The organism is Pseudomonas sp. GL_093, from assembly GCF_057837605.1.
In genome coordinates, this window is sequence record NZ_CM174448.1 from 3367203 (window position 1) to 3394167 (window position 26965).

The 26965-nt window shown below is 58.0% G+C and carries 25 protein-coding genes and 2 pseudogenes; 10 read left to right on the plus strand and 17 right to left on the minus strand.

The window, feature by feature from the left end:
• Positions 1 to 44 precede the first annotated feature (44 nt).
• Both AC3IUE_RS15580 and AC3IUE_RS15585 read right to left on the minus strand, forming a co-directional pair.
• Positions 45 to 1334, minus strand: a complete 1290-nt coding sequence (locus AC3IUE_RS15580) for an NHL repeat-containing protein (protein WP_489268586.1) — start codon at positions 1332 to 1334, stop codon at positions 45 to 47.
• A 239-nt stretch (positions 1335 to 1573) separates the two neighbouring features.
• Complete coding sequence (locus tag AC3IUE_RS15585) at positions 1574 to 1843, minus strand: hypothetical protein (protein ID WP_008149930.1); 270 nt, start codon at positions 1841 to 1843, stop codon at positions 1574 to 1576.
• Between the two features lie 342 nt (positions 1844 to 2185).
• Between AC3IUE_RS15585 and AC3IUE_RS15590 the strand changes: the two genes are divergently transcribed.
• Complete coding sequence (locus AC3IUE_RS15590; RefSeq protein WP_056740000.1) at positions 2186 to 3511, plus strand: sigma-54 dependent transcriptional regulator; 1326 nt, start codon at positions 2186 to 2188, stop codon at positions 3509 to 3511.
• An 82-nt stretch (positions 3512 to 3593) separates the two neighbouring features.
• Here AC3IUE_RS15590 and fapF read toward each other — a convergent pair whose 3' ends face one another.
• The 9 genes from fapF to AC3IUE_RS15635 all read right to left on the minus strand — a co-directional run bounded on the left by fapF (position 3594) and on the right by AC3IUE_RS15635 (position 12257).
• Positions 3594 to 4874 (minus strand): fibril amyloid transporter FapF, encoded by a 1281-nt coding sequence (fapF, locus tag AC3IUE_RS15595; protein ID WP_489268588.1) that lies wholly within the window; start codon positions 4872 to 4874, stop codon positions 3594 to 3596.
• 46 nt (positions 4875 to 4920) lie between these two features.
• Positions 4921 to 5661 (minus strand): fibril amyloid subunit FapE, encoded by a 741-nt coding sequence (gene fapE / locus AC3IUE_RS15600; protein WP_489268590.1) that lies wholly within the window; start codon positions 5659 to 5661, stop codon positions 4921 to 4923.
• Positions 5662 to 5695: 34 nt separating this feature from the next.
• Positions 5696 to 6376 (minus strand): C39 family peptidase, encoded by a 681-nt coding sequence (locus tag AC3IUE_RS15605; protein ID WP_489268592.1) that lies wholly within the window; start codon positions 6374 to 6376, stop codon positions 5696 to 5698.
• Between the two features lie 62 nt (positions 6377 to 6438).
• Positions 6439 to 7905, minus strand: coding sequence for a heme utilization protein (locus AC3IUE_RS15610; RefSeq protein ID WP_489268594.1), 1467 nt, complete (start codon positions 7903 to 7905; stop codon positions 6439 to 6441).
• A gap of 51 nt (positions 7906 to 7956) precedes the next feature.
• Complete coding sequence (gene fapB / locus AC3IUE_RS15615; RefSeq protein WP_461998359.1) at positions 7957 to 8529, minus strand: fibril amyloid subunit FapB; 573 nt, start codon at positions 8527 to 8529, stop codon at positions 7957 to 7959.
• Between the two features lies 1 nt (position 8530).
• The gene (gene fapA, locus AC3IUE_RS15620; protein WP_489268596.1) at positions 8531 to 8968 is read right to left on the minus strand and encodes a fibril amyloid chaperone protein FapA; all 438 of its coding nucleotides are present in this window, start codon (positions 8966 to 8968) and stop codon (positions 8531 to 8533) included.
• A gap of 330 nt (positions 8969 to 9298) precedes the next feature.
• Positions 9299 to 9823, minus strand: a complete 525-nt coding sequence (locus tag AC3IUE_RS15625) for an AAA family ATPase (RefSeq protein WP_489268598.1) — start codon at positions 9821 to 9823, stop codon at positions 9299 to 9301.
• Complete coding sequence (pnuC, locus tag AC3IUE_RS15630; RefSeq protein WP_489268600.1) at positions 9820 to 10383, minus strand: nicotinamide riboside transporter PnuC; 564 nt, start codon at positions 10381 to 10383, stop codon at positions 9820 to 9822. Before pnuC ends, AC3IUE_RS15625 begins: the two co-directional genes overlap by 4 nt.
• 239 nt (positions 10384 to 10622) lie before the next feature.
• Positions 10623 to 12257 (minus strand): methyl-accepting chemotaxis protein, encoded by a 1635-nt coding sequence (locus AC3IUE_RS15635; protein WP_046047155.1) that lies wholly within the window; start codon positions 12255 to 12257, stop codon positions 10623 to 10625.
• 292 nt (positions 12258 to 12549) lie between these two features.
• On the opposite strand from AC3IUE_RS15635, the gene AC3IUE_RS15640 reads away from it, so the two are divergent.
• Both AC3IUE_RS15640 and AC3IUE_RS15645 read left to right on the plus strand, forming a co-directional pair.
• The gene (locus tag AC3IUE_RS15640) at positions 12550 to 13380 is read left to right on the plus strand and encodes an undecaprenyl-diphosphate phosphatase (protein ID WP_489268602.1); all 831 of its coding nucleotides are present in this window, start codon (positions 12550 to 12552) and stop codon (positions 13378 to 13380) included.
• Positions 13377 to 13805, plus strand: coding sequence for a DUF1294 domain-containing protein (locus AC3IUE_RS15645; RefSeq protein WP_489268604.1), 429 nt, complete (start codon positions 13377 to 13379; stop codon positions 13803 to 13805). Before AC3IUE_RS15640 ends, AC3IUE_RS15645 begins: the two co-directional genes overlap by 4 nt.
• Here the strand turns inward: AC3IUE_RS15645 and AC3IUE_RS15650 are convergent.
• Together AC3IUE_RS15650 and AC3IUE_RS15655 are read right to left on the minus strand one after the other, a co-directional pair.
• Complete coding sequence (locus tag AC3IUE_RS15650) at positions 13802 to 14161, minus strand: MmcQ/YjbR family DNA-binding protein (protein WP_008149946.1); 360 nt, start codon at positions 14159 to 14161, stop codon at positions 13802 to 13804. The genes AC3IUE_RS15645 and AC3IUE_RS15650 overlap by 4 nt on opposite strands.
• The gene (locus AC3IUE_RS15655) at positions 14158 to 15066 is read right to left on the minus strand and encodes a LysR substrate-binding domain-containing protein (protein ID WP_489268606.1); all 909 of its coding nucleotides are present in this window, start codon (positions 15064 to 15066) and stop codon (positions 14158 to 14160) included. Before AC3IUE_RS15655 ends, AC3IUE_RS15650 begins: the two co-directional genes overlap by 4 nt.
• A gap of 129 nt (positions 15067 to 15195) precedes the next feature.
• On the opposite strand from AC3IUE_RS15655, the gene AC3IUE_RS15660 reads away from it, so the two are divergent.
• Together AC3IUE_RS15660 and AC3IUE_RS15665 are read left to right on the plus strand one after the other, a co-directional pair.
• Complete coding sequence (locus tag AC3IUE_RS15660) at positions 15196 to 15807, plus strand: FMN-dependent NADH-azoreductase (protein ID WP_056740026.1); 612 nt, start codon at positions 15196 to 15198, stop codon at positions 15805 to 15807.
• A gap of 179 nt (positions 15808 to 15986) precedes the next feature.
• The gene (locus tag AC3IUE_RS15665; RefSeq protein WP_489268609.1) at positions 15987 to 17024 is read left to right on the plus strand and encodes an alpha/beta hydrolase family protein; all 1038 of its coding nucleotides are present in this window, start codon (positions 15987 to 15989) and stop codon (positions 17022 to 17024) included.
• A 126-nt stretch (positions 17025 to 17150) separates the two neighbouring features.
• Here the strand turns inward: AC3IUE_RS15665 and AC3IUE_RS15670 are convergent, their stop codons facing one another.
• Together AC3IUE_RS15670 and AC3IUE_RS15675 are read right to left on the minus strand one after the other, a co-directional pair.
• Positions 17151 to 18338: an MFS transporter gene (locus AC3IUE_RS15670; protein ID WP_489268611.1), complete on the minus strand. Its 1188-nt coding sequence runs from the start codon at positions 18336 to 18338 to the stop codon at positions 17151 to 17153.
• Positions 18339 to 18583: 245 nt separating this feature from the next.
• A complete protein-coding gene (locus AC3IUE_RS15675; protein WP_008149954.1) occupies positions 18584 to 20173 on the minus strand; it encodes an ABC-F family ATPase in 1590 nt (529 codons plus the stop codon).
• A gap of 497 nt (positions 20174 to 20670) precedes the next feature.
• Between AC3IUE_RS15675 and lpxO the strand changes: the two genes are divergently transcribed.
• Entirely contained in the window at positions 20671 to 21570 is a 900-nt protein-coding gene (gene lpxO / locus AC3IUE_RS15680) for a lipid A hydroxylase LpxO (RefSeq protein ID WP_489268613.1), read from the plus strand.
• Between the two features lie 131 nt (positions 21571 to 21701).
• Here the strand turns inward: lpxO and ku are convergent, their stop codons facing one another.
• Positions 21702 to 22562: a non-homologous end joining protein Ku gene (ku, locus tag AC3IUE_RS15685; RefSeq protein WP_489268615.1), complete on the minus strand. Its 861-nt coding sequence runs from the start codon at positions 22560 to 22562 to the stop codon at positions 21702 to 21704.
• 203 nt (positions 22563 to 22765) lie between these two features.
• Here ku and AC3IUE_RS15690 point away from each other — a divergent pair, with 203 nt between their 5' ends.
• Together AC3IUE_RS15690 and AC3IUE_RS15695 are read left to right on the plus strand one after the other, a co-directional pair.
• Complete coding sequence (locus AC3IUE_RS15690; RefSeq protein ID WP_489268616.1) at positions 22766 to 23122, plus strand: hypothetical protein; 357 nt, start codon at positions 22766 to 22768, stop codon at positions 23120 to 23122.
• 51 nt (positions 23123 to 23173) lie between these two features.
• Positions 23174 to 24325: a PQQ-dependent sugar dehydrogenase gene (locus AC3IUE_RS15695; protein WP_489268618.1), complete on the plus strand. Its 1152-nt coding sequence runs from the start codon at positions 23174 to 23176 to the stop codon at positions 24323 to 24325.
• A 7-nt stretch (positions 24326 to 24332) separates the two neighbouring features.
• On the opposite strand, the pseudogene rimI reads toward AC3IUE_RS15695, so the two are convergent.
• A pseudogene (rimI, locus tag AC3IUE_RS15700) lies at positions 24333 to 24776 on the minus strand (ribosomal protein S18-alanine N-acetyltransferase); the annotation flags it as partial.
• Positions 24777 to 24868: 92 nt separating this feature from the next.
• Here rimI and AC3IUE_RS15705 point away from each other — a divergent pair.
• Both AC3IUE_RS15705 and AC3IUE_RS15710 read left to right on the plus strand, forming a co-directional pair.
• Positions 24869 to 26443: a RimK family ATP-grasp domain-containing protein gene (locus tag AC3IUE_RS15705; RefSeq protein ID WP_489268620.1), complete on the plus strand. Its 1575-nt coding sequence runs from the start codon at positions 24869 to 24871 to the stop codon at positions 26441 to 26443.
• A gap of 59 nt (positions 26444 to 26502) precedes the next feature.
• A pseudogene (locus tag AC3IUE_RS15710) lies at positions 26503 to 26832 on the plus strand (CorA family divalent cation transporter); the annotation flags it as partial.
• Positions 26833 to 26965: the final 133 nt, after the last annotated feature.

The following is a 26965-nucleotide window of genomic DNA, read 5'->3' on the forward strand; positions in this document are numbered from 1 at the left end:
CCGTAAGCGGAAGGGAAGATCAAGTGCAGGAAAGCTGTGCAGGCCTACCGCAGATAGCGTGCGACGATCGCCCGATAGTTGCCGTCCAGTGAATAGCCTCCGACGACAATGTTTCCATCGGCCTGCATGACCACGGAAGTCGCGGTATCCAGGCTGCGGCCCAGGCGGGTGCGAACCCAGCCGGAGCCATTGCCGAAGCTGCGATCGAGTTGCCCGTCGGGCAGATGCCGCGCCAGAATGAAATCCGCCTCGACGCCGCCGATCGTGGCCCCGACCGTCACCACGCAGCCGTCCGGCAGCGCCTGTGCGTCGGTCCACTGGCAGCCACTGTGACCGATTTCCAGCAGTTGGGCCTGGCCTCCATTGCAATGAATGTCCGGGCGGCCGTTGCTGTGTACTTTCAGTGCCAGGCAATGCATCGGGTCGCGGCTGCTGCCAAAACACTGCACATCGCCATTTTCCTGTTGGACGATCCGGCTGACCTGAGCGCTATACCCACGTGCCTTGAAGGTCATGAAACCATCCACGGCAAAACAATCGTCGAGCCTGCCGTCGGTGTGATAGCGGGCCAGCAGACCTTCTTCAGGGAAGTTGATCGACCCGCCCACCAGGATCCGGCCGTCTCGTTGCACCATCAGGCTGCTGAGCCAGGTATTCATCAGCAAGTGCCTGACAATCACGAAGCCACGACCGTTGAAGGTGTCGTCCAGTGAGCCGTCGGTGTTGAGGCGTATCAGCATGCCGACATGATCGGACAGTTCGAAGTGATGATTGGCCTGCAGCAGGATTCGACCATCCTCCTGCACGCAGATATCACAACCTTCTGCGCCCGATACGCCGGGGGGGAGCCAAGTGTCACGCACGCCTTGGGAAAGACCGCCCGGCAGACGCACGACGCAGCGGCCATTGTCGCCAAAACATTGAACCGGCCGACCATGCTGATCGAACAGGGCGAGGGCGGGCAGTGTCCGGTGAGCATTTTCGTAGTGCAGGCCGGCTACCAGAATGTACCCATCGGGCAGCACGTGGACTTTGCCGGCCATGGCCTCGAAGCCGTGTTGAAATTGCCCGATGACGCTGCCTTGATTGCCGAATGCCAGATCCGCCGAGCCGTCCTCGAGCAAGCGAGCCAGGCCGAAGCGACTGCCGCCTGGCGTTCCGACCTTGGCCGCCACGAGCAACCTGCCACGTGAATCAATCGCGACCCCGTTGGCCATGCTTGAGAGGCTGCCAGCGAAATACACCTGGGTTTTGCCAGACGAGGCAAAGGTTGTATCAAGTTTCCCGGCGTCACTCAGTGTTGCCGGTAATGCAAACGCGGTCTGGATTGACATGCACGCAGCTCCTTGCGAGTCGTCCTGAACCGGGAGTTTGGGTGGCGACTGTATAAGGAAACATTCAATCCCTGAACGGCTGGATGCACAACTGTCATAACTAACAGGCGGAGGGTCGTTGTGTGCCAGAACAGTGTCTTTTCGAACCACTGACAAGCCTGCCAAGTAGTTGGGCGCGTGCAAGTTCGAATAATAATCGGGGGAGGGCGCGGGTTACCGTTGGGTAACCCGCAAAACGCTTAGTGTGGCATCGACCACGATTGGAGTTTGTAACCCTCCTCGCTCAATTCCGCACGTGCCGCTTCAAGCAGGCATTCAAGTTGCGCAGGATCGGTATAGGCACTGCTTGGGATCTGCTTACGGCCGATGCTGCGGGTGTTGGTGCGATCGATAACGGTCAGGCTGAGTTCGCCATTGCCGTCTTGTGGGGCCCAGGCCACGCATTGGAACGGTTGGAATGCGCGGTCGGCAATCAAAAGAGCTTCGTTGATGCGGAGCGGGGCGTTCATGGGGTTTTCTCTCTGTATGCCCAATCAAGTGATGTGCCGTCGGTTGGGCTTACCGTTCGGCTGGTTACTTGTACTGATGCCCGCAACCGGGGGGCGGGTCACATACAATTAAAAGAAATATCAACTTTCTTTCATTGGCTCAAGATTTGGACAGGCTTTGAAAGCTGAATGAAAGGAAGGAGTCGTTAGGTAACTAACTAAGTCGCTTCTTATAACTAATAACGCAACCGCTCTATAGTCAAACGGTACAAGGTCACGTCAAATTATTGCTAACGTTACAGCCAGGTCCGCCAAACGACTGTTTTTAATAATATTTCATAACTTTGGCGCCAAGGAACAGTCATGATCGAAGCGCCTGCCTTACGACGTCTGTTAGTAGTGGACCCTTGCGACGACTGTCATCGTCTGCTGCCGGTTTTGCGCTCTGTGGGTTGGGATGTTGACAGCTGCAGCCTGGAAAACGCAGGGGACAAAACCTGCGATATCGGCCTGTTGCGTTTGCAGCCTTTTCACCTCGAACGCCCGGAAGCCGTCAAAGAGCTGATCAGCCGTAGCGGTACCGAGTGGATCGCCGTACTCAACCAGGAAGTCCTGCGATTGCAGAATGTCGGGGACTTTGTCTGCGAATGGTTTTTTGATTTCCATACCTTGCCATTCGATGTGTCCCGGGTTCAGGTGACGCTGGGCCGGGCATTCGGGATGGCACGTCTGCGTGGGCAGGGCACGGTTCACATTGATCAGCCTGAGCACGAGCTGCTTGGCGACAGCAAACCCATTCGTGAACTGCGCAAGTTGCTGAGCAAGCTGGCGCCCACCGAGTCTCCGGTATTGATCCGTGGTGAAAGCGGTACCGGTAAAGAACTGGTCGCCCGCACCCTCCATCGACAATCCCAACGTCACAGCAAACCCTTTGTCGCGATCAATTGCGGCGCAATTCCCGAACACTTGATCCAGTCCGAACTGTTTGGCCACGAGAAGGGGGCCTTTACTGGCGCCCATCAACGCAAGGTCGGGCGGATCGAAGCGGCTAACGGCGGCACGCTGTTTCTCGACGAAATCGGTGATCTGCCCCTGGAGCTGCAGGCGAACCTGTTGCGTTTCCTCCAGGAAAAGCACATCGAGCGGGTGGGCGGCAGTCAGCCGATTCCCGTGGATGTGCGGGTGTTGGCCGCGACCCATGTCGATCTTGAGGCCGCGATCGAGAAGAAACGCTTTCGTGAAGATCTGTATTACCGCCTGAACGTGTTGCAGGTCGCGACCGCGCCCCTGCGTGAGCGCAATGGCGATCTGTCGATGCTGGCCAACCACTTTTCCCATTTCTACAGCCATGAAACCGGCCGCCGTCCGCGCAGCTTCAGTGAAGACGCCTTGATTGCCATGGGCAAGCATGACTGGCCGGGCAATGTGCGCGAGCTGGCCAACCGGGTACGTCGCGGGTTGGTACTGGCCGAAGGCCGGCAGATCGAAGCGCGAGACCTGGGGCTGATCAGCCAGCAGGCCGTTGCCGCGCCGATGGGCACGCTGGAAAATTACAAGCACCGGGCAGAGCGCCAGGCCTTGTGCGATGTACTTAACCGCCACAGCGATAATTTGAGCATCGCCGCCAAGGTGCTGGGGATATCCAGGCCTACCTTCTACCGTTTGTTGCACAAGCATCAGATACGTTGAGCTGCAAGTAAAAGCTCTGAAAACCTGGAGCTATCAACAACAAAAAACCCGCCGGAAAAGCGGGTTTTTTGTGGGTGCCGGATTAGAAGTAGTACGGGAATTTCAGGCTGAAGGAAAAGTCTGGCGAGTCGTCGGTCAGTCCGATGGACAGGTTGGGAACGATCGTCAGGTTATTGGTTGCTGCCAGGGTCATGCCGATGTTGAAGTTGGCCGAGTTGTAATCGCTGTTGGTAATCGATTGCCAATCGCCACCGTCTGGCTTGATCTTGCTCTTGCGGGCGAACTGATCGGTGAACGAGAACGACATACTCATCTTCTCGTTCAAGGCGAATGCAATGCCGGCGCCGACCTGCCAGGAATCGCCCAGTTTCACGTCCCCGCGCACCTTGGAGTTGACCTGAGGGCTGATGTCGCTGAAAGAGTCTTGCATGTTGTAGGTGTAGGCCAGGCTGCCGAACAGCACGGCCGGGTCGAAGGTCTTGACCAGCGAAATACCCGGGGTGATCGACCAGATACCATTGCCGGTAGGCAAGTCCTCGGGTACCGAGAGGTTATCGTTGTTCGGGTCCTTGATCAGCTTGATGCCGTATGGATCCTTACCGGTTGGCGCCTTGACGCGCAGTGTAGCGACCGCGTCGGGCAGGCTGGCCGACTCATCCAGAAATTTGTAAGCAACGCCAAAGTTCACATCGCCGATGGTCGGGTCGCGGGTAACGGTTGAGTCCGACGTCACCGGGCCAGCGCCACCGGCGCCACCGGAGGAATACGTTGATTCGCGATAAACCACGGGGACGTTAATGTCGAACTGCCAGCGTTGTGCCACGTTGTAGCGGCCGGTCAGGTCCAGTGTCCAGTTATCCGCCTTGATACGGTCGATATCGATGTTGCCAAGAAAAATCGAGTCCAGTGCCAGAAAGCCATTGAGCGTCAGCGCACGGGTATCGTAGTGCGTGTAGGTCACGCCGGTTTCGAAGCTGAACTTGCCGCCACCGAAGAAGCCGCTGGCTTCGTCATACAGGTTGGAAACACTTTGCGCAGGCTCCGAATCATCCTTGAGCGATTGGCCGTATGAACTGCCTGTGGTTCCCGGCGCACCGGCGGCCACCGTCTGGCCACCCTTGGGCGCTTCAGCGGGGGATTTGGTCAGGCGTTTGGGAGCCGGTGTCGCAGGTGTTTCTTCGACTTGGCGAACGCGTTGCTCGAGTACCATCAGCGCGTTCTGTTGTGCTTCGTAACGCTGTTTCAACTCCATGAGTTCTTGTTTTAGTATCTCGACCTGGGGGTCCGGTGCTGCGTATAGCAGTGTCGCCGGGGCCAGGCTACTCAAACAAACGATAGCTCTGAACGTTAACGATCGGTGCATGGGTTAGCCGTCCCTTCTGACTTCATCTGATGAGACTGAGCGTAGATCAGAATCCTTGAGTGCGAAGACCTTTGAGCTGGTCCAGGTTGCCGTTCAGCGACCCGCCTGTCGCTGCGTTGTCACGCAGCACGATATTGAGGGACGTGAAGTTGCGGACCTGGTTGCCACCGCCGAGCAACGTCGTGTTCTGCATCAGCCCACCCTGGCCCAGGCGTTGTACGGTACTGCCCTGGTTGTTGTTGGCCACGATGTTGAGTTGCACACCCGTACCGGCCGAGGAAATGCTCAGCGAGCCCGCGTCATTGGCGCCGACCAACGTCGAGCCTGCGGCCAGTGCCTGGCCCTGCTGTTGCGTTGTTGGCGCCTGGTTAGCTTTTGTGACGTTGATATCAACGTTGTTGTAGGCAGTGTTTTGGTCACCGGCAGCACGCACGACTTGAGTGACGCCTTCTGTGGTGTTGAGGCCGCTGCCACCAGTGATGGTACCGGTGCCTTGCGAACTCGCTGAGCCATTACCTTTTTCGTTGATGATCGACACATAGAACTGTGGCGTGATGGTCGATTGTTGAATTTGCATCGAGGAAGTTGCCCCGATCACTTCACCGTTGGCATTTTGCCAAGTGCTGGTCATGACAATGCCGAAACTGACGATCCGCCCCGGCATGACATAGCGGCCTCGCAGGGTTGCCAATTCCTGGTCGTTAAGTTCAATGGGTTTGAATATCTGTGCCTGGGTCGGCAGGCTGGCGGCCAGGCAAACCACGGCCAGCCAGATTGGAGTCTTCATTGGAATGCTCCCGGAGCGTCGTGCTCCCTTGTTATTAGAAGAAGTCGCTTTGGATGAATCCGAAATCCATCAACTCTGCGTCTTGCACCGGGCTGAAGGTGTTGATGCGGTTCTTGGCGGTCAGTGGCAGGGGTGGGTCGAGCAACACATTGGCTTTGTCGTAGCCCTGGCCGATCACGGCAAAGATGATGCCGTTCCAGCCTTTTACAAAGTCTTCGACTTTGTAACGTTTATGACCGAGTACCGGATCGCCGATATAGACCCAGCCCTGATGGACTCTTTGCATGACCACAAAATGTTTGTAGCCACGGATATCCATGAGTACCACAACCGGAATTCTGATCTCGCTCAACGTTTCCGTCGCTACCCGGTAACCACGGGCCCGCATGCCGAGACTTTCCACGTAGCGCTTCATGTCGAGCATGGAAAAGCCCTGGACGCGGACAAGATCCTGATCGGAGTTTGCCAGCATGCCTTCGATGATTTGTTCTTCGTTCACGTCCAGCCAATAGGCCTGGCGCAATACGGTAGCCAGCGCAGCTGCGCCGCAACTGAAGTCGGTTTTCTGTTGCACCAGGTTGGCAAATTTACGCTCGCGTATGCTCTGGATCGGCTTATACACCACCGCGCCGCCCGGCAGGACGGAAAGCGGCAGTTGTGCAGCCTCGATCACACTGGCCACGCAAAGCAAAAATGCCAAGGCGATAATGCGCATAGTGGGACGCCTTCTGGTTGTGTTGAAAAAGGCCCCCATAAGGGGGCCTCAAGAGACAACAATTAGAACGACTGGTTGGCAATGGACAGCGAGTTGCTTTGTTGGTTACCCACACCGGCAGCCACGTTGACGCCCAGGTTGCCACTGCCGCCATTCACCGAACCGCTCAGGGTTGCAGTGTTGGTCACAGGGTTGGCCCAGCCAGTTGGAGTCAGCACTTGATAGGAGTAGGTGTTGCTCAAATCAAATGAACTGCTCTCACTGAAGCTTCCCGCTTTTGCGAACTCGGATTCAGACGATTTGCTGCCCGATTTTTCGAACGAGGAGGCGTTCGATTTCTCGAACGACTTATCGAACGATTTTTCGAACGAGGAATCGCGCGATTTGTCGTACGAGGAGTCGTGAGATCTGTCGTACGAGGAGTCACGAGATCTGTCGAACGAGGAATCACGCGATTTATCGAACGATTTGTTTACCGCTACGTTAAGCGATGCGTCAAGCGATGCGGTAAGCGATGCGTCGGAACTGCTGCTGCGGGTGCGATCGCCACGGCCATTATTGACGGTAGTGGAATGGGAAGCCGCCGCAGCAGCGTCCAAAGTAGCGCTCAAGGAAGCATCCAAGGATGCACTCGAAGAACCGCTTGCACTACTGCTGTTGGAACCGCTCGCAGAACTGCTGTTAGAACCGCTCGCAGAACTGCTGTTGGAACCGCTCGCATTGCTGCTCTTCGAACCGCTTACATCAATGCTAAGGGAGCCGCTGGAATCAGAGCTCCTGGCCCCGGCCGCAGCCCAGCTCGAAGAAGCGCTTTGACTGCCGCTAACATCGAACGACTTATCTTTAGAGAAACTACCGCTGGCCGTTTTGGTTACCGTAATAGTATCCACGCGGTAGGTCCGATCAGCGTTGTTATTCACGGTCAGACCAGGACTGCTTTGATCGGCAGAGGCGCTGGCTGATGCGTTACCCAGTGGGGCATTGGAGTTGGCAATTGCCATGGTGTTTTTCTGCTGGTTGAGGTCGCCACCAGCAATGTTGACCCCCATATTGCCGCTGCTGCCATCGGCCGATCCGCTCATCACAGCAGAGTTTTGGGTGCCGTAGTTCCAGACCTTGTTGTTGTTGCCGTATTGCGTGACTCGAGCGCTGGCGTCGGCATTGCCGAACACGAAGCTGTTATCGAGGCTGGAGGTGGAACCCGCGTTTGCGATGGCGGCCGCGTTGTCTTGTTGGTTGCCGGCGCCTGCTGCCACGTTGACGCCGACGTTGCCGCTCGCGCCTGAGGCAGAGCTGCTCATCTCGGCGGAGTTCTCAGTCCCTTCGTTGTAGACGCGGTTGCCGGTACTGGTCTGCTTATCGTGCGCAGTGGCGGTCGCGTCGGTATGGATCACTGTTGGAGGAGGGGTGTGGTGATTGTTGTGATGACCATGGTGATCACGCCGATCGTTCTGTCCAGCTTGTGCAGCAACAGCCAAGACCGCAGCGATTGCAAAAACCAGAGGTTTTATTGCCATCGAAGGTTTCATGGTGGTTCTCCGTACTTATTTTAGGTTAAGTGTTGTACCTACCTGTTTGGGTCAATCCGTGACCCGTACGCTCAGGGTATTGGCCGTTCGGTTTCCCACCCCGGCGCTCTGATTCAACTGGATCACCCCACGGCTACCGGTGAAGGCCTGATCGCTGGTAGCGACCTGGCGATAGCCTGGTGCAGAGTCAGTTGGATCGGAGTTGGTGATCAGCGTCACGTTCTGTTGCCTGAGGACGCTGTCGTCGATGCTTTGCGGCTGTGTACCGATGCTTATCCGCAGGGCATTGGCTTGCTGGTTGCTGGCGCCCGCGCTCTGGTTGACGCCCAGTACGCCGGTGCCGTGGCTGAAGGAGTCGCCTTGAATGCTGGATCGAGCATCGATCCTGGGGTCGACCACCGTACGCAGCCGTTGGCGAATCTGTGTGGTCGCGCTGGCCCCATGGCCAACGGCGATGGCCCGGGCGTTCGCCTGCTGCTGCAGGTCGCCGGCAGCCTGGTTGACCCCGAGGTTGCCCTGGTACTGGGCGCCCGAACCGTCGATGTTGGCGTTATCGATGACGGGGGATTGGGCGAAGGTCGATGCACTGCAAAACATGGCGATTATCAGCAGCGTACGATTCATCTTAACGGTCTCCCGTTATGACTTTCAGAGCACCCAGGCCTTGCTGGACGCTTGAATTGACCATGTTGGCAATACCGTTGCCGGCATTTCCCGAACGTCCAGCGGGGAGGTTGGAAAGCTGGGTCTGGTTGCTGATATTGCCGCCCAGGTTGTTGGTGTTTTGAGTGATCAGGCGGGAGATACCTGCACCACTGGCGACACCGGCAAAGTCGCCGTCGCTCAATTCGCTCGTTTGCGCGAGGATTTCTTTGGACGGGTTGGCATTGGCGGTCGTGGGGCTAGGGTCGGGAATCATCGGCGCACGCGTTGCCATGCGTGGTTGGACATCACGTTTGATAATGATGATGCCGTTGTCAGCGTGTACAGGCAGGCAGACACTTGAGCCCAGTGCGCATCCGATCAGCAGGAGGCTATAGACGTTGTTTACAAGTTTCCCCACGGCGGCAATTCCTTCTGTAAGTGGAACGCTGGCCCTTATCAGCGTTGCGAGGAAGAGAGCAGAAGGTGTGCCGGTTTTCGTTTTTCTTTTGAAAACAGTTGGTTGGCTTTAATTGTCGAGGTGGTCAATAAGTTTTGTAACGCCACTGAGACAGAACCACGCAAAAACGCCGTCCATGCTGGCGGTATTGCTCGCTAAGGGCGCTGAAGGCAGGTTGTATCAGTGGCTTAACATTTTCTTGCAGGAGTGCTTGAGCCGCTTTAATTCGCGGGTTTGCGCAGGGGATGGTGTTTCAGGAATGGACATTTTCGGTAGGGCGGGGTACCGCTGTCAGGTCTTTAGCAGGCGCATCACAGCCTCGAATGCTGCATCCTTGCGCTGTTTCCAATCACCTTGCAACACCTGGTAAGGCTGGCGGTGCAGGTCAAGCCATTGTCGGCTGGCCTGGAAAAACGCCTGGCGTTCCGCCAGTTGCGGTTGGCAACGCTGCCCGTCGTCATGCCAGGCCACGGTTTCAGGGCTCAGCAGCAAATGCAGGTCGTAGTGCCGTGCCAGCAATGCTTGCTCGATCCACGTCGGGCAAGCGCCAAACAAGGTCTGGCTCCAGAGGATGTTGCTCAGCAAGTGAGTGTCGAGAATCAGCAAATGTGGCTGCCGGGCGCGTGCCTCATCCTCCCATTTCAGCTGCCCTCGGGCGATTTCCGGAATGTCGGCCAGGCAGGTGTCTCGTGGGTTTTGTTCGATGAACCAGCGTACATATTCGTCTACCAGGACCCCGCCGAAATGCTGTTGTAACTCGGCTGCCAGCCAACTCTTGCCGCTGGATTCGGGGCCTGTGAGTACCAGAACTTTCATGTACGCAACGCCGGATCGGCCCGCCATTCCCGCCAGCCTTGCACGGCAATCAAGGCGAACAGCGCGTAGAGCCCGGCGGTCAGGTACAGGTCTTTGTAGATAAACAGCCCGACGAAGATCACATCCAGGGTGAACCACAGCGGCCAGCATTGAACGCGTTTTTGCGCCATCCATAACTGCGCCACCAGGCTGAAGCCAGTCAGTGCCGCATCGAGCCAGGGTTGTGCGGCATCGGTCCAGTTCGCCATTGCAGCGCCCAGCAACAGACTGCCGACCGCTCCAATCACCAGACTCAAAGCGACCGATTTACCGTCGAGTTGGCTGACCTGCCGACCCTGTTGCGCGTCCCCCGCATGTGTCCACTGCCACCAGCCATAGAGCTGCAATGCGGCGTAGATCACCTGCAGGAGCATGTCCGAGTAGAGCTTCACCTCAAAAAAGATCCAGCTATAAAGCAGCACCATGACCAGGCCGATCGGCCAGCACCAGGGGTTCTGTTTGACCGTCAACCAGACGGCAATGACACCGAGGGCGGCGGCAAACAGTTCAAGCCCGGACATGGAGGTTCCTTGGGGGAAGTCGAAGAGGGGGCGGATTGTAACGGCAGGCGCCGCCAAGTAGAACCGGCGTGCGCCGCCCTGTGTAGCAGCTGCCGAGCTTGCGAGGCTGCGTTCGGCTGCGTAGCAGTCGTGAAATCAGACACCGCGGTGTGTCAGAAAAAACTTGCAGGCAGGATTGACGACGGCTCCGCAGCCGAACGCAGCCTCGCAGCCTCGGCAGCTGCTACAGGCGCATGTCGTTACACCCGGAACTGCTTGAGCAGCCCGTTCAATTGCTCACTCAATTCCTTCAGGTGAACGCTGGCCACGCTCGACTGTTCGGCCGCCAGCGCCGTGCTGTGGGACAAACCGGCCGCCTGGGTGACGTTCTGGTTGATGTCCTCGACCACATGCGCCTGTTGCAAGGTTGCGCTAGCGATGGAGGCGTTCAACCCGTTGAGGTTGCGCAGCGCCTGGGCGATGGCATTCAGGCTTGCACCGGCCAGGCCGGCCTGCTCGATGGTCAACTGCGATGCACGGCTGCTGTCGCCGATCACTTTGACCGCCGCTTCGGAGTGGCTTTGCAGGCGTTCGATCATCGACTGGATCTCGGCCGTGGACTTCTGGGTACGCTGGGCCAGCAGTCGCACTTCATCGGCCACCACCGCAAAACCGCGACCTTGCTCGCCGGCCCGGGCGGCTTCGATGGCCGCGTTGAGGGCCAGCAGGTTGGTTTGCTCGGCGATGGAGCGGATCACCTCGAGGACGCTGCCGATCTGCGTGCTTTCGGCGGCCAGGGTACGAATCACTTCCACCGCCTGATCGATGGTCGACGACAGCTTGTCGATCTGTTGCAGGCTGCCATCGATGTTGACCTGACCTTGCTGCGCCTGAGACTCGGCATCGCGCATTTCGCTGGCGGCGTGCTCGGCGTTTTTCGCGACGTCGTGCACGCCATATGTCACTTCATTGATGGCTGTGGCCACCAGTTCCATTTGCTGGGACTGTTGCTGACTGCGTTGCTGGGCCTGGGCTGCGTCGTTGCCCAGTTCGCTGGAAGACTGGCCCAGGGCACTGGCGGACACTTGCAGTTCCCTGATCACCAGTCGCAGCTTGGCGGTGAAGGCGTTGAAGTGGCGTGCCAGTTGCGTGACTTCATCCTGGCCATGGGTGTCGAGGCTGTGGGTCAGGTCGCTCTCGCCGCTGGCGATGTTGGCCATGGCGTTCACGGTTTCCTGCAGTGGACGCACGATGCTGCGGGCAATCAGGATGACCAGCAGCGCCATGATCAGGGCAATCACCAGCCCCACGAGCGAGGCCTTCCAGACCTGGCCATAGAACTCGGCCTGCATGTCATCGATATACACGCCCGAACCGATCACCCAACCCCAGGGCTCGAAGAGTTTGATGTAGGAGGTTTTTTCTACCGGCGCGCTGGCGCCCGGTTTTGGCCAGCGATAGTCAACGGTGCCGGCACCCTTGGACTTGGCAACGGCGACCATTTCGTTAAACAGGGCAAAACCGTCCGGGTCGCGGATCGCCGAGAGGTTCTGGCCATCGAGTTTCGGGTTGGCCGGGTGCATGATCATCACCGGCGTCAGGTCATTGATCCAGAAGTAGTCATTCTGGTCATAGCGCAGACCGCGAACGGCGCTCAGTGCCTGCTTCTGCGCGGCGTCGCGGGTGAGGGTGCCGGCGGTTTCGAGGTCGTGGTAATAGGTCAGAATGCCACTGGCGGTTTGCACCACATGCTGGGTTTTCTGGGCCTTGGCGTGGTACAGGTCATCGTGAATCTGCTTGAGCATCAAGACGCCCAACGTCATTAGCATCAGGACGGCTACGATCAAGATGAGCCACAAACGTCGGCTGATCGACATACTGCGCAAGCTGTTCATAACGCTGTCACTCCGGTTTCTTTTTCTTGTAATAAATGATCGCCAGCATCCAACCACACTTTGCCAATCGGTCATATCCGACCCAAGTCCAATAACGCGGCAGCGCTAATCAGACTTGTCTGATAGGATTTCGGCCCCGCACGGAAAAACCTGAATCCAAGTTGATTTTTCACGGAATTTTTATGGTTCCGTCTGGATCCTGTGCGCGCGGGACTTCAGCTACGCTGATCGCAGTGAACGCTCTGACAAATATTAACGGGGCATGCTTTTGCGCATTGCCTTTGGGGGATTGATGGATCTTTGGACGGCCTTTCAGGCATTGATTTTGGGCGTTGTGGAAGGGCTGACGGAGTTTTTGCCGATTTCCAGCACCGGACACCAAATCATTGTGGCGGACTTGCTCAACTTCGGTGGCGAGCGAGCCATCGCTTTCAACATTATTATTCAGCTGGGGGCGATTCTGGCGGTGGTGTGGGAGTTCCGCCGCAAGATCATCGATGTGGTGACCGGTTTGCCAACGCAGCCCGGCGCTCGCCGCTTTACCGCAAACCTGCTGATTGCCTTCATGCCGGCCGTGGTACTGGGGGTGATTTTTTCCGATTTGATCCACAAATACCTGTTCAATCCGATCACCGTCGCGACGGCGTTGGTTGTGGGCGGGATCATCATGTTGTGGGCCGAAAAGCGTCAGCATGAAGTGCATGCCGACACCGTTGATGAGATCACGTGGAAAGATGCCCTGAAAGTCGGCTTCGCCCAGTGCCTGGCAATGATTCCCGGTACTTCGCGTTCCGGCTCGACGATCATTGGTGGCTTGTTGTTCGGGCTGTCGCGCAAGACCGCTACCGAGTTTTCGTTCTTTCTGGCGATGCCGACCATGGTCGCTGCGGCCGTTTACTCGGGCTACAAATACCGCCACCTGTTCGTCCCGTCGGATTTTCCGGTGTTCGCGATCGGCTTCGTCACCGCGTTCATCTTTGCAATGATTGCCGTCAAGGGCTTGCTCAAGTTCATCGCCAGCCACAGCTACGCAGCGTTTGCCTGGTATCGCATCGCATTCGGCCTGGTCATCCTGGCCACCTGGCAGTTTGGCTGGGTTGACTGGGCCGCGGTCAAGCCATGAATGATGGCAGCGCGCGCAACAACCCTGGACGCAAGCCCGCTGGAGAAGTCCGCAATCTTCAGCTGAAACTGTTGGTGTTTGCGGTGCTGTGCGCGCTGCCGCTATACGGCTCGATGTCGTTGTGGTTGCGTGGGGTTTCCGTGATTCCGTTGGCTGCGTACGGGGTCGTCAGCCTGCTGGCGTTCTTGCTGTACTGGAGCGACAAGCGCAAGGCGCGCGCCGACCATTGGCGCACACCGGAGAACGTGTTGCATGCGGTGGAACTCGCCGGCGGCTGGCCGGGCGCCTTGCTGGCGCAGCAGCTGTTCCGTCACAAGACGCGCAAGCTCTCGTTTCAGTTGGTGTTCTGGATCATCGTGCTGATGCATCAGGTGTTCTGGATCGACCAGCTGTTTCTCGGGGCCCATCTGTTCGCGCTGTTTTAAAGCAGCAGTCCAACCTGGGTGCGCTTGGGCAACTTGCTCACCACCAATTGATGGGAACGCTGCAACAAGCCTTGCAGCTCTTCAGGGCCCAACGGGTAGGGCGTTTCCATGATGATCCACTGAGCCCGCGCCAGATACGGCGCCGGGCGGATTCCCGGGCGGTCGCAATGACCGAGAAACAAATCCTTGTCGACCTTGAAGGCCAGGGATTCGCCCCGCAGATTCTGCAAGGCAAACATCTTGTTCCCCGCAATCGAAAACACCCGCACGCCACCCCACTTGTAGTCTTCCCGCGCACCCGGCAGCGCGAGACAGAATTGCGCGACATCCTCTTCGCTCATACGTCCAGCCTTCATATCAATCGGTCCCCACAGGCATTGAATGATTCGATCAAATGGTCGAGCCAGGCGCGTACGGCCGGCATCACCCCGCGTCGATGAGGGTAGACCGCTTGCAGCCAGCCGCCAGGTAACGACCAGTCGGGCAGCAACTGCACCAGCGAGCCGTTTTCCAGTTCCTGCTCGCAATACATCATCGGCAGCATGGTAAAACCCTGGCCCGCGAGCGTGCAGGCCTTGCGCACGATAAAGTCATCGATGCCCAATCGCGCTTCGAGGGTGAGATCGCAGCTTTTGCCCTGTTGGTCGAGCAGGCGGATATGCACCAGGCGGTCGGCTTCCAGGGCGCCGAGCACGGGCAGGGTTTTCAAGTCTTCGGGGTGGTTGATTTCACGTCCGTGCAAAAAACCGGGGCTGGCGACCATCGCCATCTGCGCCTGGCGCAAACGTCGGGTGACCAGCAGCGGATCCTCATCCCCCAACTCACGCACCCGCAGCGCCACATCGACGCCCTCGGTCACCAGGTCGACGCGGCGGTTGAGCAGCATGACCTCCAGTTGAACCTGAGGATATTTCTCAAGGAAATCGCTGATCACTGTCGGCAGAATTTCGTGGGCCAACCCGACGGGGCAGGACACCCGCAAACGCCCGCGAGGTTCGCTGGACATGCTGGCGACGGCTTCATCCGCCATTTCAGCTTCCAGCAGCATCGCCTGACAGTGCCGCAGGTAACGTTCACCCACGGCGGTCAGCTTCAGTTGTCGGGTGGTGCGTTGCAGCAGGCGCGCGCCGAGGCGCTCTTCCAGCTCGGCGATGCGCCGCGACAACCGCGACTTGGGAATTCCGAGCAAACGCCCGGCCGCCGCGAAGCCACCGGCTTCAACCACCTTGGCGAAGTAGTAGAGATCATTGAGGTCTTGCATGGTGTGAACTCGATTGTTCTATCAGTAGGACGAACTATCGCATTGTTGCCGTCTAATCAGCTATTGGTTTCGCCTGTAGGATTCTCTCCATCAGATCGCCTCATAGCGATCCTCACCTGGAGATCCCACATGAAACTGCTGCATATCGATTCGAGCATTCTTGGTGACAACTCGGCTTCCCGTCAGCTGAGCAGCGAAGTCGTTAAAGCCTGGCAAACCGCAGAGCCGACTGCCGTAGTGACCTACCGCGACCTGGCCGCCGATGCCATCAGCCATTTCTCCGCCACGACCCTGGTTGCCGCCGGCACCACCGCTGAGCTGCGTAACGCCGCGCAGCAACACGAAGCCGAGCTGAGCGCCACCACCCTGGCCGAATTCCTCGCCGCCGATGCCGTGGTGATTGCAGCTCCGATGTACAACTTCACCATCCCGACCCAACTCAAGGCCTGGATCGACCGCATCGCCGTTGCTGGTCAGACCTTCCGTTACACCGAAGCCGGCCCTGAAGGCCTGTGCGGTGGCAAGAAAGTCGTCATCGTATCGACTTCCGGTGGTCTGCATGCCGGCCAGGCCACAGGTGTGGCTCACGAAGAGTACTTGAAAGTGCTGTTCGGCTTCATCGGTATCACTGACCTCGAGTTTGTCCGTGCCCATGGCCTTGCCTACGGTGACGAAGTCCGCACCAAAGCCATGAGCGACGCTCACACGCAAATCAGCGAGCAGTTGTTCGCCGCTGCGTAAGGCTTCTGTAAAGAAAATCAAACAGCTCGGGCAATACCCAAAAAACTCTGTATTCTGATCACGCAAGTGCCAGATACGGAGTTTTTTGTTTCTGGCTGTTGCGGAATTTCATTGAATAGTGGCCCGAGTTATGCAGTCGAGGGTTAACGTCCCCGGTCAGTAACCAGGTGGAGCCTCCCATGGTGCGTCTTTGTGCAACTTTACTGATTTGTCTGCTCAGCAGCCTGAACTCAGTGCACGCCGCGCCTGCGCCGCATCCTCACTGGAGCGTCGGTTTCCATGAGATGAGCTTTCTCGACCCTCTGGACTTGCAGCCGATGCGCGCCATCGCCTTCTATCCCTCCAGTGAAAAGGAGCACTCCAGCCTCCTCGAGGGCTACACGGTCGAAGCGGGCGAAGACACCCGAGTCGCCATCGGTCGTTTCCCGATGCTGATGCTGTCCCACGGCAACACCGGAACCCCGCTGGCCTTGCACGACCTCGCCACGTCGCTGGCACGCAAAGGGTTTGTGGTGGTGGCGGTGATCCACCCCGGTGACAACTCCAAAGACCACAGCCGCCTTGGTACTTTGAGTAACCTTTACGGTCGGCCCATCCAGATTTCCGAAGCCATTACCGCGACGCTGGGTGATCGAATGCTCGCGCCCTTCGTCAATGCCGATCAGGTGGGTGTGATCGGATATTCGGCGGGTGGGGAGACGGCGCTGATTCTGTCCGGCGCGACACCAGACCTGGACCGTCTGCGCCGCTATTGTCAGGAACGCCCGGACGACCGCGATGCCTGCAACACCCAAGGCGAATTGATCGCTGACCGCGATGACTTGCAACCGGTGGCTGACCCGCGGGTTCGCGCCTTGCTGCTCATGGCGCCGCTGAGCCTGAAGTTTGGTCGCCATACCCTGGCCGACGTGCATGTGCCGGTGCTGCTCTACAGTGGCGACGGCGACAAACTGGTGGCATTCGACAAGAATGCCGCCGCCCTGGCGCGCAAACTGCCGATCGCACCGGACTTCAAGTTGCTGGCGGGGGCAGGGCACTTTGTGTTCCTGGCGCCTTGCAATGAAGAGCAGATCCTCGCCATGCCGGCGCTGTGTACCGATGCCGATGGCGTAGACCGCAAAGACATCCATCGCAACATGATTTCCGAAGCGGGTCGTTTCTTCTCTCATGCGCTTGGCAAACCGACCCGGGCCGGGATGCAGACTGCCGATCAATGATTTTGTGACCAACACTTAACCCCTGTGGGAGCGAGCTTGCTCGCGATGACGCCCTTAAATTCAACATGGATGTTGGCTGACAGTCCGCTATCGCGAGCAAGCTCGCTCCCACAGTGGATTGCAGTGTCAGTCCATTGCGCGGCGTTTCAGTAACAGGGTCAAACCGAGTCCTGTTATCGACAACAACGCCGCGCTGAAGAAAATCCACGTGTACCCCAGGTTCAGTGCCACCGCGCCCATCAACGGCCCGGCAATCGCCAGCGCCAGATCGAAAAACACCGCGTAAGCGCTCAGTCCCGCCCCGCGACTGGAGTTGGGCACTTGCTTGATCGCTTCGACTCCCAGCGCCGGATACACCAGTGACAGACCGAACCCGGTCAGACCTGCGCCGATCAGCGCATAACCGGTCGAAGGCGCGAGCCACAGCAACACCAGGCCCACCGTTTCAATGCACATACAGGCAATGGCCGAGGTGAACCCACCGAAACGGCTGATGCTGGAGATGAACAACAGTCGCGCCAGGATGAAACACACGCCGAACACCGTCAGGCAATAAGCCGCGCCGGCCCAGCCACGGCTGACGTAATACAGGGTAATAAAAGTGGTCAGCGTGCCATAACCGATGGAGGCGAGGCTCAGGCTCGCGCCGAACGGCGCAATGCGCCCGAACACTGCCCAGAACGGCAGGCGTTCGCCGCGAATCACCGGCACCGAGGGTTTGTTGCGGATCAGCAACAACGCCGCCAGCGCCAGCACCGACAGCGCGATCCCAAGACTGGCGAACCCCAGCTCGCCGACCATCACCACGCCCAGCGGCGCACCAATAGCGATGGCGCCGTAGGAGGCGATGCCGTTCCAGGAGATCGATCGCGCGGTATGTTCAGCGCCCACCTGACCCATGCACCAACTGATGGTGCCGACCCCGATCAATCCCTGGGCAATCCCCAGCAACAAGCGGCCGGCGATCAGGATCAACAGACTCAGCAACGGAAGACTTTGCAGCAGCGTTGAAATCAACGTCAGCACGCCGCTCAACACAATCCCCGATAACCCGTAAACAATCGCCCGCTTGGTGCCGATGGTGTCCGACAGACGCCCGGCCATCGGGCGGCTGAGCAGGGTGGCCAAGTATTGGGAGCCGATGGTCAGCCCCGCGATGATCGCGCTGAAACCGAGCTGTTCGTGGACATAGCCCGGCAACACCGCAATAGGCAGGCCGATGCAGAGGAAGGCAATAAAGGTATAAAAGACGATGGAGACGATCTGCAGGGTGATCGCCATGGAGCTTTGTGGGGGCAGTTGCTGCACAGACATGGGGGCTCGTTCGCGGGCGGCGGTAGGAGACCTGCATCATGGCGCGGGCGCAAAATAAAAGAAAGCAGGCTAACTATATTCATCGACCTTGAGGGCCTCATCGCGAGCAAGCTCGCTCCCACATTTGATCGCGTTACCCTGTGGGAGCGAGCTTGCTCGCGATGGTTTCAGCACCAGCGAATCCCGGGCCTTGAAATGCAAAAAGCCCCGTCGCAAGGACGGGGCTTTTCAGTTTCAGCAGCTATTTAGAACACAACGCCCTGGCTACGCAGGTAATCGTCATAGGTGCCGCTAAAGTCGATCACGCCGCTAGGGCTCAGCTCGATAATGCGGGTCGCCAGGGACGATACGAACTCACGGTCGTGGCTGACGAAGATCAGCGTGCCCGGGTAGTTCTCCAGCGCCAGGTTCAGCGCCTCGATGGATTCCATGTCCAAGTGGTTGGTCGGTTCGTCCATGATCAGCACGTTCGGCTTTTGCAGGATCAGCTTGCCGAACAGCATGCGACCTTGCTCACCACCGGAGATGACCTTGACCGACTTGAGGATCTCGTCGTTGGAGAACAGCATGCGGCCGAGGGTGCCGCGAACGATTTGCTCGCCGCCCTGGGTCCATTGGCCCATCCAGTCGAACAGGTTGCAGTCGTCTTCGAAGTCGTGCGCGTGGTCCTGGGCGTAGTAGCCCAGTTCCGCGGCGTCGGTCCACTTCACAGTACCGGCATCCGGGGTCAGTTCGTTGACCAGGGTGCGCAGCAGGGTGGTTTTACCGATACCGTTCGGGCCGATGATCGCCACGCGCTCGCCGGCTTCAACCTGGAAGCTGAAGTCCTTGAACAGTGTCTTGCCGTCGAAGCCTTTGGCCATGCGCTCGACGATGACCGCTTGGCGGTGCAGCTTCTTGGTTTGTTCGAAACGGATGAACGGGCTCACGCGGCTCGAAGGCTTGACCTCGGCCAGCTGGATCTTGTCGATCGCCTTGGCGCGGGACGTGGCCTGCTTGGCTTTCGAGGCGTTGGCCGAGAAGCGGCTGACGAACGATTGCAGTTCGGAAATCTGCGCTTTCTTCTTGGCGTTGTCCGACAGCAGTTGCTCGCGGGACTGGGTCGCCACGGTCATGTACTCGTCGTAGTTGCCCGGGAACAGGCGCAGCTCGCCGTAATCCAGGTCAGCCATGTGGGTGCACACGCTGTTCAGGAAGTGACGGTCGTGAGAGATGATGATCATCAGGCTGGAGCGCTGGGTCAGGATGTTTTCCAGCCAGCGGATGGTGTTGATGTCCAGGTGGTTGGTCGGTTCGTCGAGCAACAGCACTTCGGGATCGGAGAACAGCGCCTGAGCCAGCAATACGCGCAGTTTCCAGCCAGGGGACACTTCGCTCATCGGGCCGAAGTGCTGCTCGATGCCGATACCCAGGCCCAGCAGCAATTCGCCGGCACGGGATTCGGCGGTGTAGCCGTCCATTTCGGCGAATTCGGTTTCCAGCTCAGCCACGGCCATGCCGTCTTCTTCGGTCATTTCCGGCAGCGAGTAGATACGGTCGCGCTCGGCCTTGACCTTCCACAGCTCTTCGTGACCCATGATCACGGTATCGATCACGGTGAATTCTTCGTAGGCGAACTGGTCCTGGCGCAATTTACCCAGACGCACGTTCGGCTCGAGCATGACCTGGCCGCCGGACGGCTCGAGGTCGTCGCCGAGGATTTTCATGAAAGTCGACTTGCCGCAACCGTTGGCGCCGATCAGGCCGTAGCGGTTGCCCGCGGCGAATTTGACCGAAACGTTTTCGAATAGCGGCTTGGCGCCGAACTGCATCGTGATGTTAGCTGTAGAGATCAAAGGTTTTTCCTGCGAAGCATTCAGAGTAGCTAGGGTTGCGGCAGTACCGATTCAGTACCCGTTTCCGTTATTCAAACCACAGGAAATGCATCCCGGTCAGAAGCGGAAGGTCCATCTGGCAATAAGTGGACAGCAGCATATGGAGCGCTTGGCCCGAGTCGAAGTGCGCTGAGACGGGGTTCATTCCCGTCATCAACCAAGGGGGGCGCGTAATGTTTGGCGGCGATTGTACTGGTCTGGCTCTTTAAACGATAGGGCGTTAAGGCCGCACGGCCACTTTGGCAGCATCAGTGGACAGATTTTCACATCTGAAGGTTAACTATTAGTTACAAACTGTGACTAAAATGCCATCTATCAACCTGATGCCGACAGTCGGCATGGGCTCAAGGACGCGCCATCGGGACCGTTGTTTCGTATTCAGACACTGCACAAGACCCTTGGGCTGATTGGCCGGCAAGGGACGCAGTTTGTTCATTTCTGACGTGTGACGATTTTTTGTGAAATTGATCATTGCCGCTATTTACGTTGTATCCATTGCGTACGTTCACTTGCGCGGACGCGTGCGCCACAAGCTGGGTCGCCAACTGAGCGACCACTCGACGTTTCTGGCGCCGATCAACTGCTTCCTTTACCTATTCTCGAAAATCCCCAACAAGCCTTATCTGAACCCGGCCGACTTTCCCGATCTAAGTCCGTTGCAGGACCATTGGGAAGAAATTCGCGCCGAGGGCCAGAACCTGCTCAGGGCCGGGGAGATCAAGCGCTCGAATCAATACGACGACGTCGGCTTCAACTCGTTCTTCAAGACGGGCTGGAAACGTTTCTACCTGAAGTGGTACGGCGACAGCCATCCTTCGGCCATGAAACTCTGCCCGCGCACCACCGAACTGGTGCAAAGCATCGGCTCGATCAAGGCCGCGATGTTCGCCGAGCTGCCACCGGGTTCGAAACTGGTCCGTCACCGCGATCCGTATGCCGGTTCCTACCGCTATCACCTGGGCCTGGAAACACCGAACGATGCCGGTTGCTACATCAACGTCGATGGCGAGAACTACCACTGGCGCGACGGTGAAGCGGTCATGTTTGATGAGACCTTCATTCATTACGCCGAAAACACTACCGAGCAGAACCGCATCATTCTGTTCTGCGACGTAGAGCGGCCGATGAAGTATCGCTGGGCGGCGGCGTTCAATGGCTGGTTCAGCCGTAACGTGATGTCGGCGGCGGGTGCGCCGAATGATGTGGGTGACAAGACCGGCGGCATCAACCGCTTGTTCGCCAAAATCTACAAGATTCGCCTGCGCGGCAAAGCGCTCAAGAAGCGCAACCGCAAGCTCTATTACCTCGAAAAGTGGGCGATTTTTGGTGGCTTGCTGGCGATTATCGTCTTGATCTAAATGTAGTATCGCGGCGGAAAAAGCCATCGCGAGCAAGCTCGCTCCCACAGGGGATTTGTGTACAACTCAGATCCCCTGTGGGAGCGAGCTTGCTCGCGATGGGGCCATAACATTCACCGCACAACCCTCAATCAGCCACGAGAAGTCTTCGTGGCTTTTTTGTGTGCGGCGGGTTTCGCGGCCGGCTTCGTTTTGCCCGTGCTTTTACCGCCGAGGCTGCGTTTAAGCAGCTCGGTCAGATCGATAACGTCTGCGGTTTTGCGTTCCTCTTCGCCAGTCGCTGTTTCGACATCTTCGATCTCGCCTTCATTAGCCTTCTTCTCAACCAATGCCATGATCTTGTCTTCAAAACTGTCGCGATAATCCTCGGGTTTCCAGTCTGCGCTCATGTCCTGAACCAGTCGTTTGGCCATATCGAGTTCACCTTTGGCCAGTTCGGGCTTGGTGATTTCACTGCCCAGTTCGAGGGTGTCCAGACTTCGCACTTCGGCGGGCCAGCGCAGCATCACCAATACCATCGCCGATTCCAGCGGCATTAGCGCGGCGAGGTGCTGACGCGTGTGCAGCACAACATGGGCCAGGGCGACTTTATTGGTCTTGCTTAACGTTTCGCGCAACAGCGCATAGACCTTGCCACCGCGCTTATCCGGCGCGAGGTAGTAGGGCGTATCGATGTTTTGCAGGGGGATCTGCTCGCTGTCGACAAAGGAAAAGATGTCGATGGTCTGAGTGGACAGCGGGTGTGCCGATTTGATTTCCTCTTCGCTGAGGACCACATACCGACCCTTTTCATACTGCACACCTTTAACGATGTGTTCCTTGGTCACTTCCTTGCCGGTGACCTTGTTGACACGCTTGTAGCCCACCGGGTCCATGCTGCGGCTGTCGAGCCAGTCGAAATCCACCCCATGCGAGGACGTCGCCGAGACCAGCGCCACAGGGATATGCACCAGACCGAAACTGATCGCGCCTTTCCAGATTGCCCGTGCCATGGTCGTCTTCTCGCGAGTGATGTTCAGGTGACCGGTGACGCTGTGCAAAAGTTTCAGTGGGCGGCGACCCGGTCCTGCGGGCGTATCGGCGGTCGGGTCAATTCGTGTTACATCTTGTGAAGGAGGTTTTAGTTAACAAATTCGAACCCCGGGCGTAGCGTGATATCGAAGTTCCTATCCACGCTGATGTCGAGAGGCTCCCCATGAACAGATTTGTGCTCGGCTGCACCGCGCTGGCGTTGAGTGGCGTGCTGAGCAATCTGGCCCAGGCCGACACCGCACCGCCACCTTCTTCACTGCTGCTGGCCCAGAACCCGACAGGCAATGCCAGCAATCCTTACAACAGCCCGATTCGCCGGGCCAATCCCAACAGCATGCAAGGCACGCAACCCAGCGCGCCGGCCATCCGTGGCCCAAACACAGTGCCCGTGCCGCGGCCACCGACGCTTGATAATGGTGGCATCGGCAACCGCTATCCCCAAGGTCGGCCGCCTCCCGCCACCCCACCGACATTCATTCCCAATCCACCTCATCGAGACGCAGACACCAGCAACCGTTGAACGGCACGACAGCGTTCTTGCCAGCCATTCGAGCGACAAAAGGAATCGTGCATGTTGCGTAAAACCCTTCTGGCCACACTGTGTGCCAGCGCACTGATCACCGCCACCGCGCCCGTTTTCGCGGCGCCGACCCAGAATCTGAAAAGCGAACAGGGCACCCTTGAGGTGACGACAATGACCAAGGGGCTCGAACATCCCTGGGCCTTGGCGTTTCTTCCCGATCGCCAAGGGATGCTGGTGACCGAACGGCCCGGCAACCTGCGGGTGGTCAGCGCCGACGGTAAACTTTCCGCTCCGCTCAGTGGTGTGCCAAAGGTTTGGGCCAAAGGGCAGGGCGGCTTGCTGGATGTGGTGTTGTCGCCAGACTTCAAGCAAGACCGCACGGTCTATCTGTCGTATGCCGAAGGCGGTGGTGAGGGCGACAAGGCCGGGACGGCGGTTGGTCGCGGACGTCTGTCTGACGACCTGACAGCCATAAAGGATTTCAAAGTGATCTTCCGCCAGGAACCCAAGCTTTCGGTCGGTAACCACTTTGGTTCGCGCCTGGTGTTCGACCGCGACGGCTATCTGTTCATCACCCTTGGCGAGAATAATGAGCGGCCGACCGCCCAAGACCTCGACAAGCTGCAAGGCAAGGTCGTGCGGATCTACCCGGACGGCAAGGTGCCGGATGACAACCCCTTTGTCGGTCAGGCCGGCGTACGCCCGGAAATCTGGTCCTACGGTCATCGCAATCCGCAAGGCGCGGCGCTCAATCCCTGGACCGGTACCCTCTGGGAAAACGAACACGGTCCCCAGGGGGGCGATGAAATCAACATCATCGAGCGTGGCAAGAACTACGGCTGGCCGATGGCAACCCACGGCATCAATTATTCCGGCCAGCCGATTCCGGAAGCCAAGGGCAAGACCGCCGAAGGCACCGTCGCCCCGCACCACGTCTGGGAAAAGTCCCCCGGCCTCAGCGGCATGGCGTTCTACGACGCTGACCGCTTCAAGGCCTGGCAGCACAACGTGTTTATCGGCGCGTTAGTGAGCCAGGAGTTGATCCGCTTGCAGTTCGATGGCGACAAGGTCGTTCACGAAGAGCGATTGCTGGGCGAACTCAACAAGCGCATTCGCGATGTGCGGCAAGGGCCGGATGGGTACTTATATGTGCTGACCGATGAGGATGACGGGGCGTTGTACAAGGTTGGCCTCAAGTAGCATTCCGTAGCCGCTTCTCCAACCGCAGCGCGTCGGCATGGTCCTGGTAATAGTCGTGAATCAGGGCAAAGCGTCGGTAACCGTTGCGCTCGTACAGGGCAATCGCCGTCGGGTTGTCGATGCGTACTTCCAGCCGCAGGTAGGCGCAGTCGTGTTCAAGGGCGCAGGCCTCAATCCGTTCGAGCAACTGCCTGCCCAATCCGCTGCCGCGTGCTTCGGTGGCGATCGCAATCGAGTAAAGGCGCGCCAGCGAAGTACCCCGGTGAAACAGCACCACGGCGTACCCGACCAGGTGCTCGCCACGCTGGGCCACCAGCAGTTGCCCGTGGGCCCGTGTGATCATCCATTGAAAACTGCGACGGTTAAGCCGATCTGTGGTGAAACAGTGTTGTTCGAGTTCCAGCAGTGCCGGCAAGTCTTCAACGACCGCCAAGCGAAAAACCAGATTCATATGACCACCGTAAAAGTTGCGTAACGAAACGGGACTTTCTAAAAAGTTCGTGCTTAATAGGAAAGGTCTTGTTCTCCAACGGATCAATCACTATGTCAGCGGTACAGGGTCATTGGCGCGAAGTATCCGAGCAAACTTTGCCGGCAGCAACTTATTTAAATGACGGTGTTAGAACTTCCAGCCAGTTGATTATCATCGTCGAGCGCAAGGAAGACTGGACCTCCTACTTCCCCAGTGAAGACATCGTCAGCGCGCAGGAATACCTTGAGAAACCCCGCGCCAACGAGCAGGGCAAGCGGGTTCAGGTGATCAACCTGTGTCGCAGCTACAAGTACCTGGGGCACGGTTATTACTGCTCGCTGCTGGCTGAAGCCCGTGGGCACAAGGTGATTCCGTCGGTGCGGACCATCAGCGAACTGACTCGTAAATCCTTGTATGGCCTGGCCCTGGATGATTTGGATAAAACCCTGGAAAAAGCCCTCAGTCATCATCTTTACAGCGATACCGAAGGCTTTACCCTGACACTGTATTTTGGCAAGACTCATATCGAGCCGTTGCAGGATCTGGCGCGACAGTTGTTTGAAGTTTTTCCGTGTCCGATATTGCTAGTTGAGTTTCGTCGAACTAACGGCTGGCACATCGAGGGCATAAAGTCCGGCGCCTTACATAAGTTACGCGAAGACCAGGAAGACCAGTTCGCTCACTCCCTCGACAGTTTCAGTCGCAAGATCTGGCGAGTACCGCGTTCCCGGCGCTTGGCCCGTTATGACCTGGCCATCCTGCACGATCCCCAGGAAGCGTTGCCGCCTTCGAATGCCAAGGCGCTGGACAACTTCGTCAGGGTTGGCAAGACACTGGGCATCGACGTCGAGCTGATCGAGCGCAAGGACTACGCGCGTATCGCCGAGTACGACGGGCTGCTGATCCGCGAGACGACAAGCGTCGATAACCACACCTACCGGTTTGCCAAGAAAGCCGAGAGCGAAGGGCTGGTGGTGATGGACGACCCGGCGTCGATTCTGCGTTGCACCAACAAGGTGTATTTGACCGATCTGCTCAAGAGTCATCAGCTGGGCATGCCCGCCACCGAGATTCTCTATAAAGAGCGACCGGAAGACTTCGAACGAGTGGGGGAGCGCCTCGGTTTTCCGTTGGTATTGAAGATTCCCGACGGCTGTTTCTCCCGGGGTGTGATCAAGGTTGAAAGCCAGCAAGCCTTGCTCGAAGCCACGGCCGAACTGTTCGAGCATTCGGTGCTGTTGCTGGCTCAGGAATTCTTCTACACCGAATACGACTGGCGGATCGGCGTGCTCAACCGCAAACCCATCTTTGCCTGCCAGTACTTCATGTCCAAGGGCCATTGGCAGATCTACAACCACAAGGCCAAGGGCCAGGACATCAATGGCGAATGCCGCACTCTGGCGGTTCACGAAGCACCGCGGGCGGTGGTGGAGCTGGCGGTGAAGACCGCGAACCTGATCGGCGATGGACTCTACGGTGTCGACCTCAAGCAGTCCGGCGACAAAGTGGTGGTGATCGAGGTCAACGACAATCCCAACATGGACGCCGGCATCGAAGACGCTTACTTGCAGGACGATCTGTATTCACTGGTGCTGGAAGAGTTCGTCCGGCGCCTGGAACTCAAGCGCCGCGGCCAGGCCTGGTGAGCGGCGGATGATCAAGCGCTTTCAACTGAGCCACGGCGCCCTGCAAGCGGTCGAACGGCTATTACATCAACGCGATTCACAGCAACGGCGCAGTCCTGACCCGGTTGCGCAATCACTCGGCAAAGGAACAATTCAGCGCCGAAGCTATTGGCCTGATCGACGCCCGGGGCAACCTGATGAACAACAGCATGAACAACCTGCTGCGCAAACTGACGTTGATCAATGTGGTTTTTCTGCCGCTGAATCTGATTGCAAGTATCGGCGGCATGTCCGAGTTCAGCATGATGACGGCGGGCGTGCCGTGGTGGGTTTCGTATCCGCTGTTTCTGACCGCGATGATACTGGGGGCTGGAGTGATGGTGCTCGGGCTGAGGCGGTTGGCGAAATAACTTCGATGGCTGTGAGACTGCCATCGCGAGCAGGCTCGCTCCTACTTTAGATCACCTGTGAACACATAATTTGTGAATGCCAGAGATTAAAGGTGGGAGCGAGCCTGCTCGCGATGGCAATCTCAACGGCACA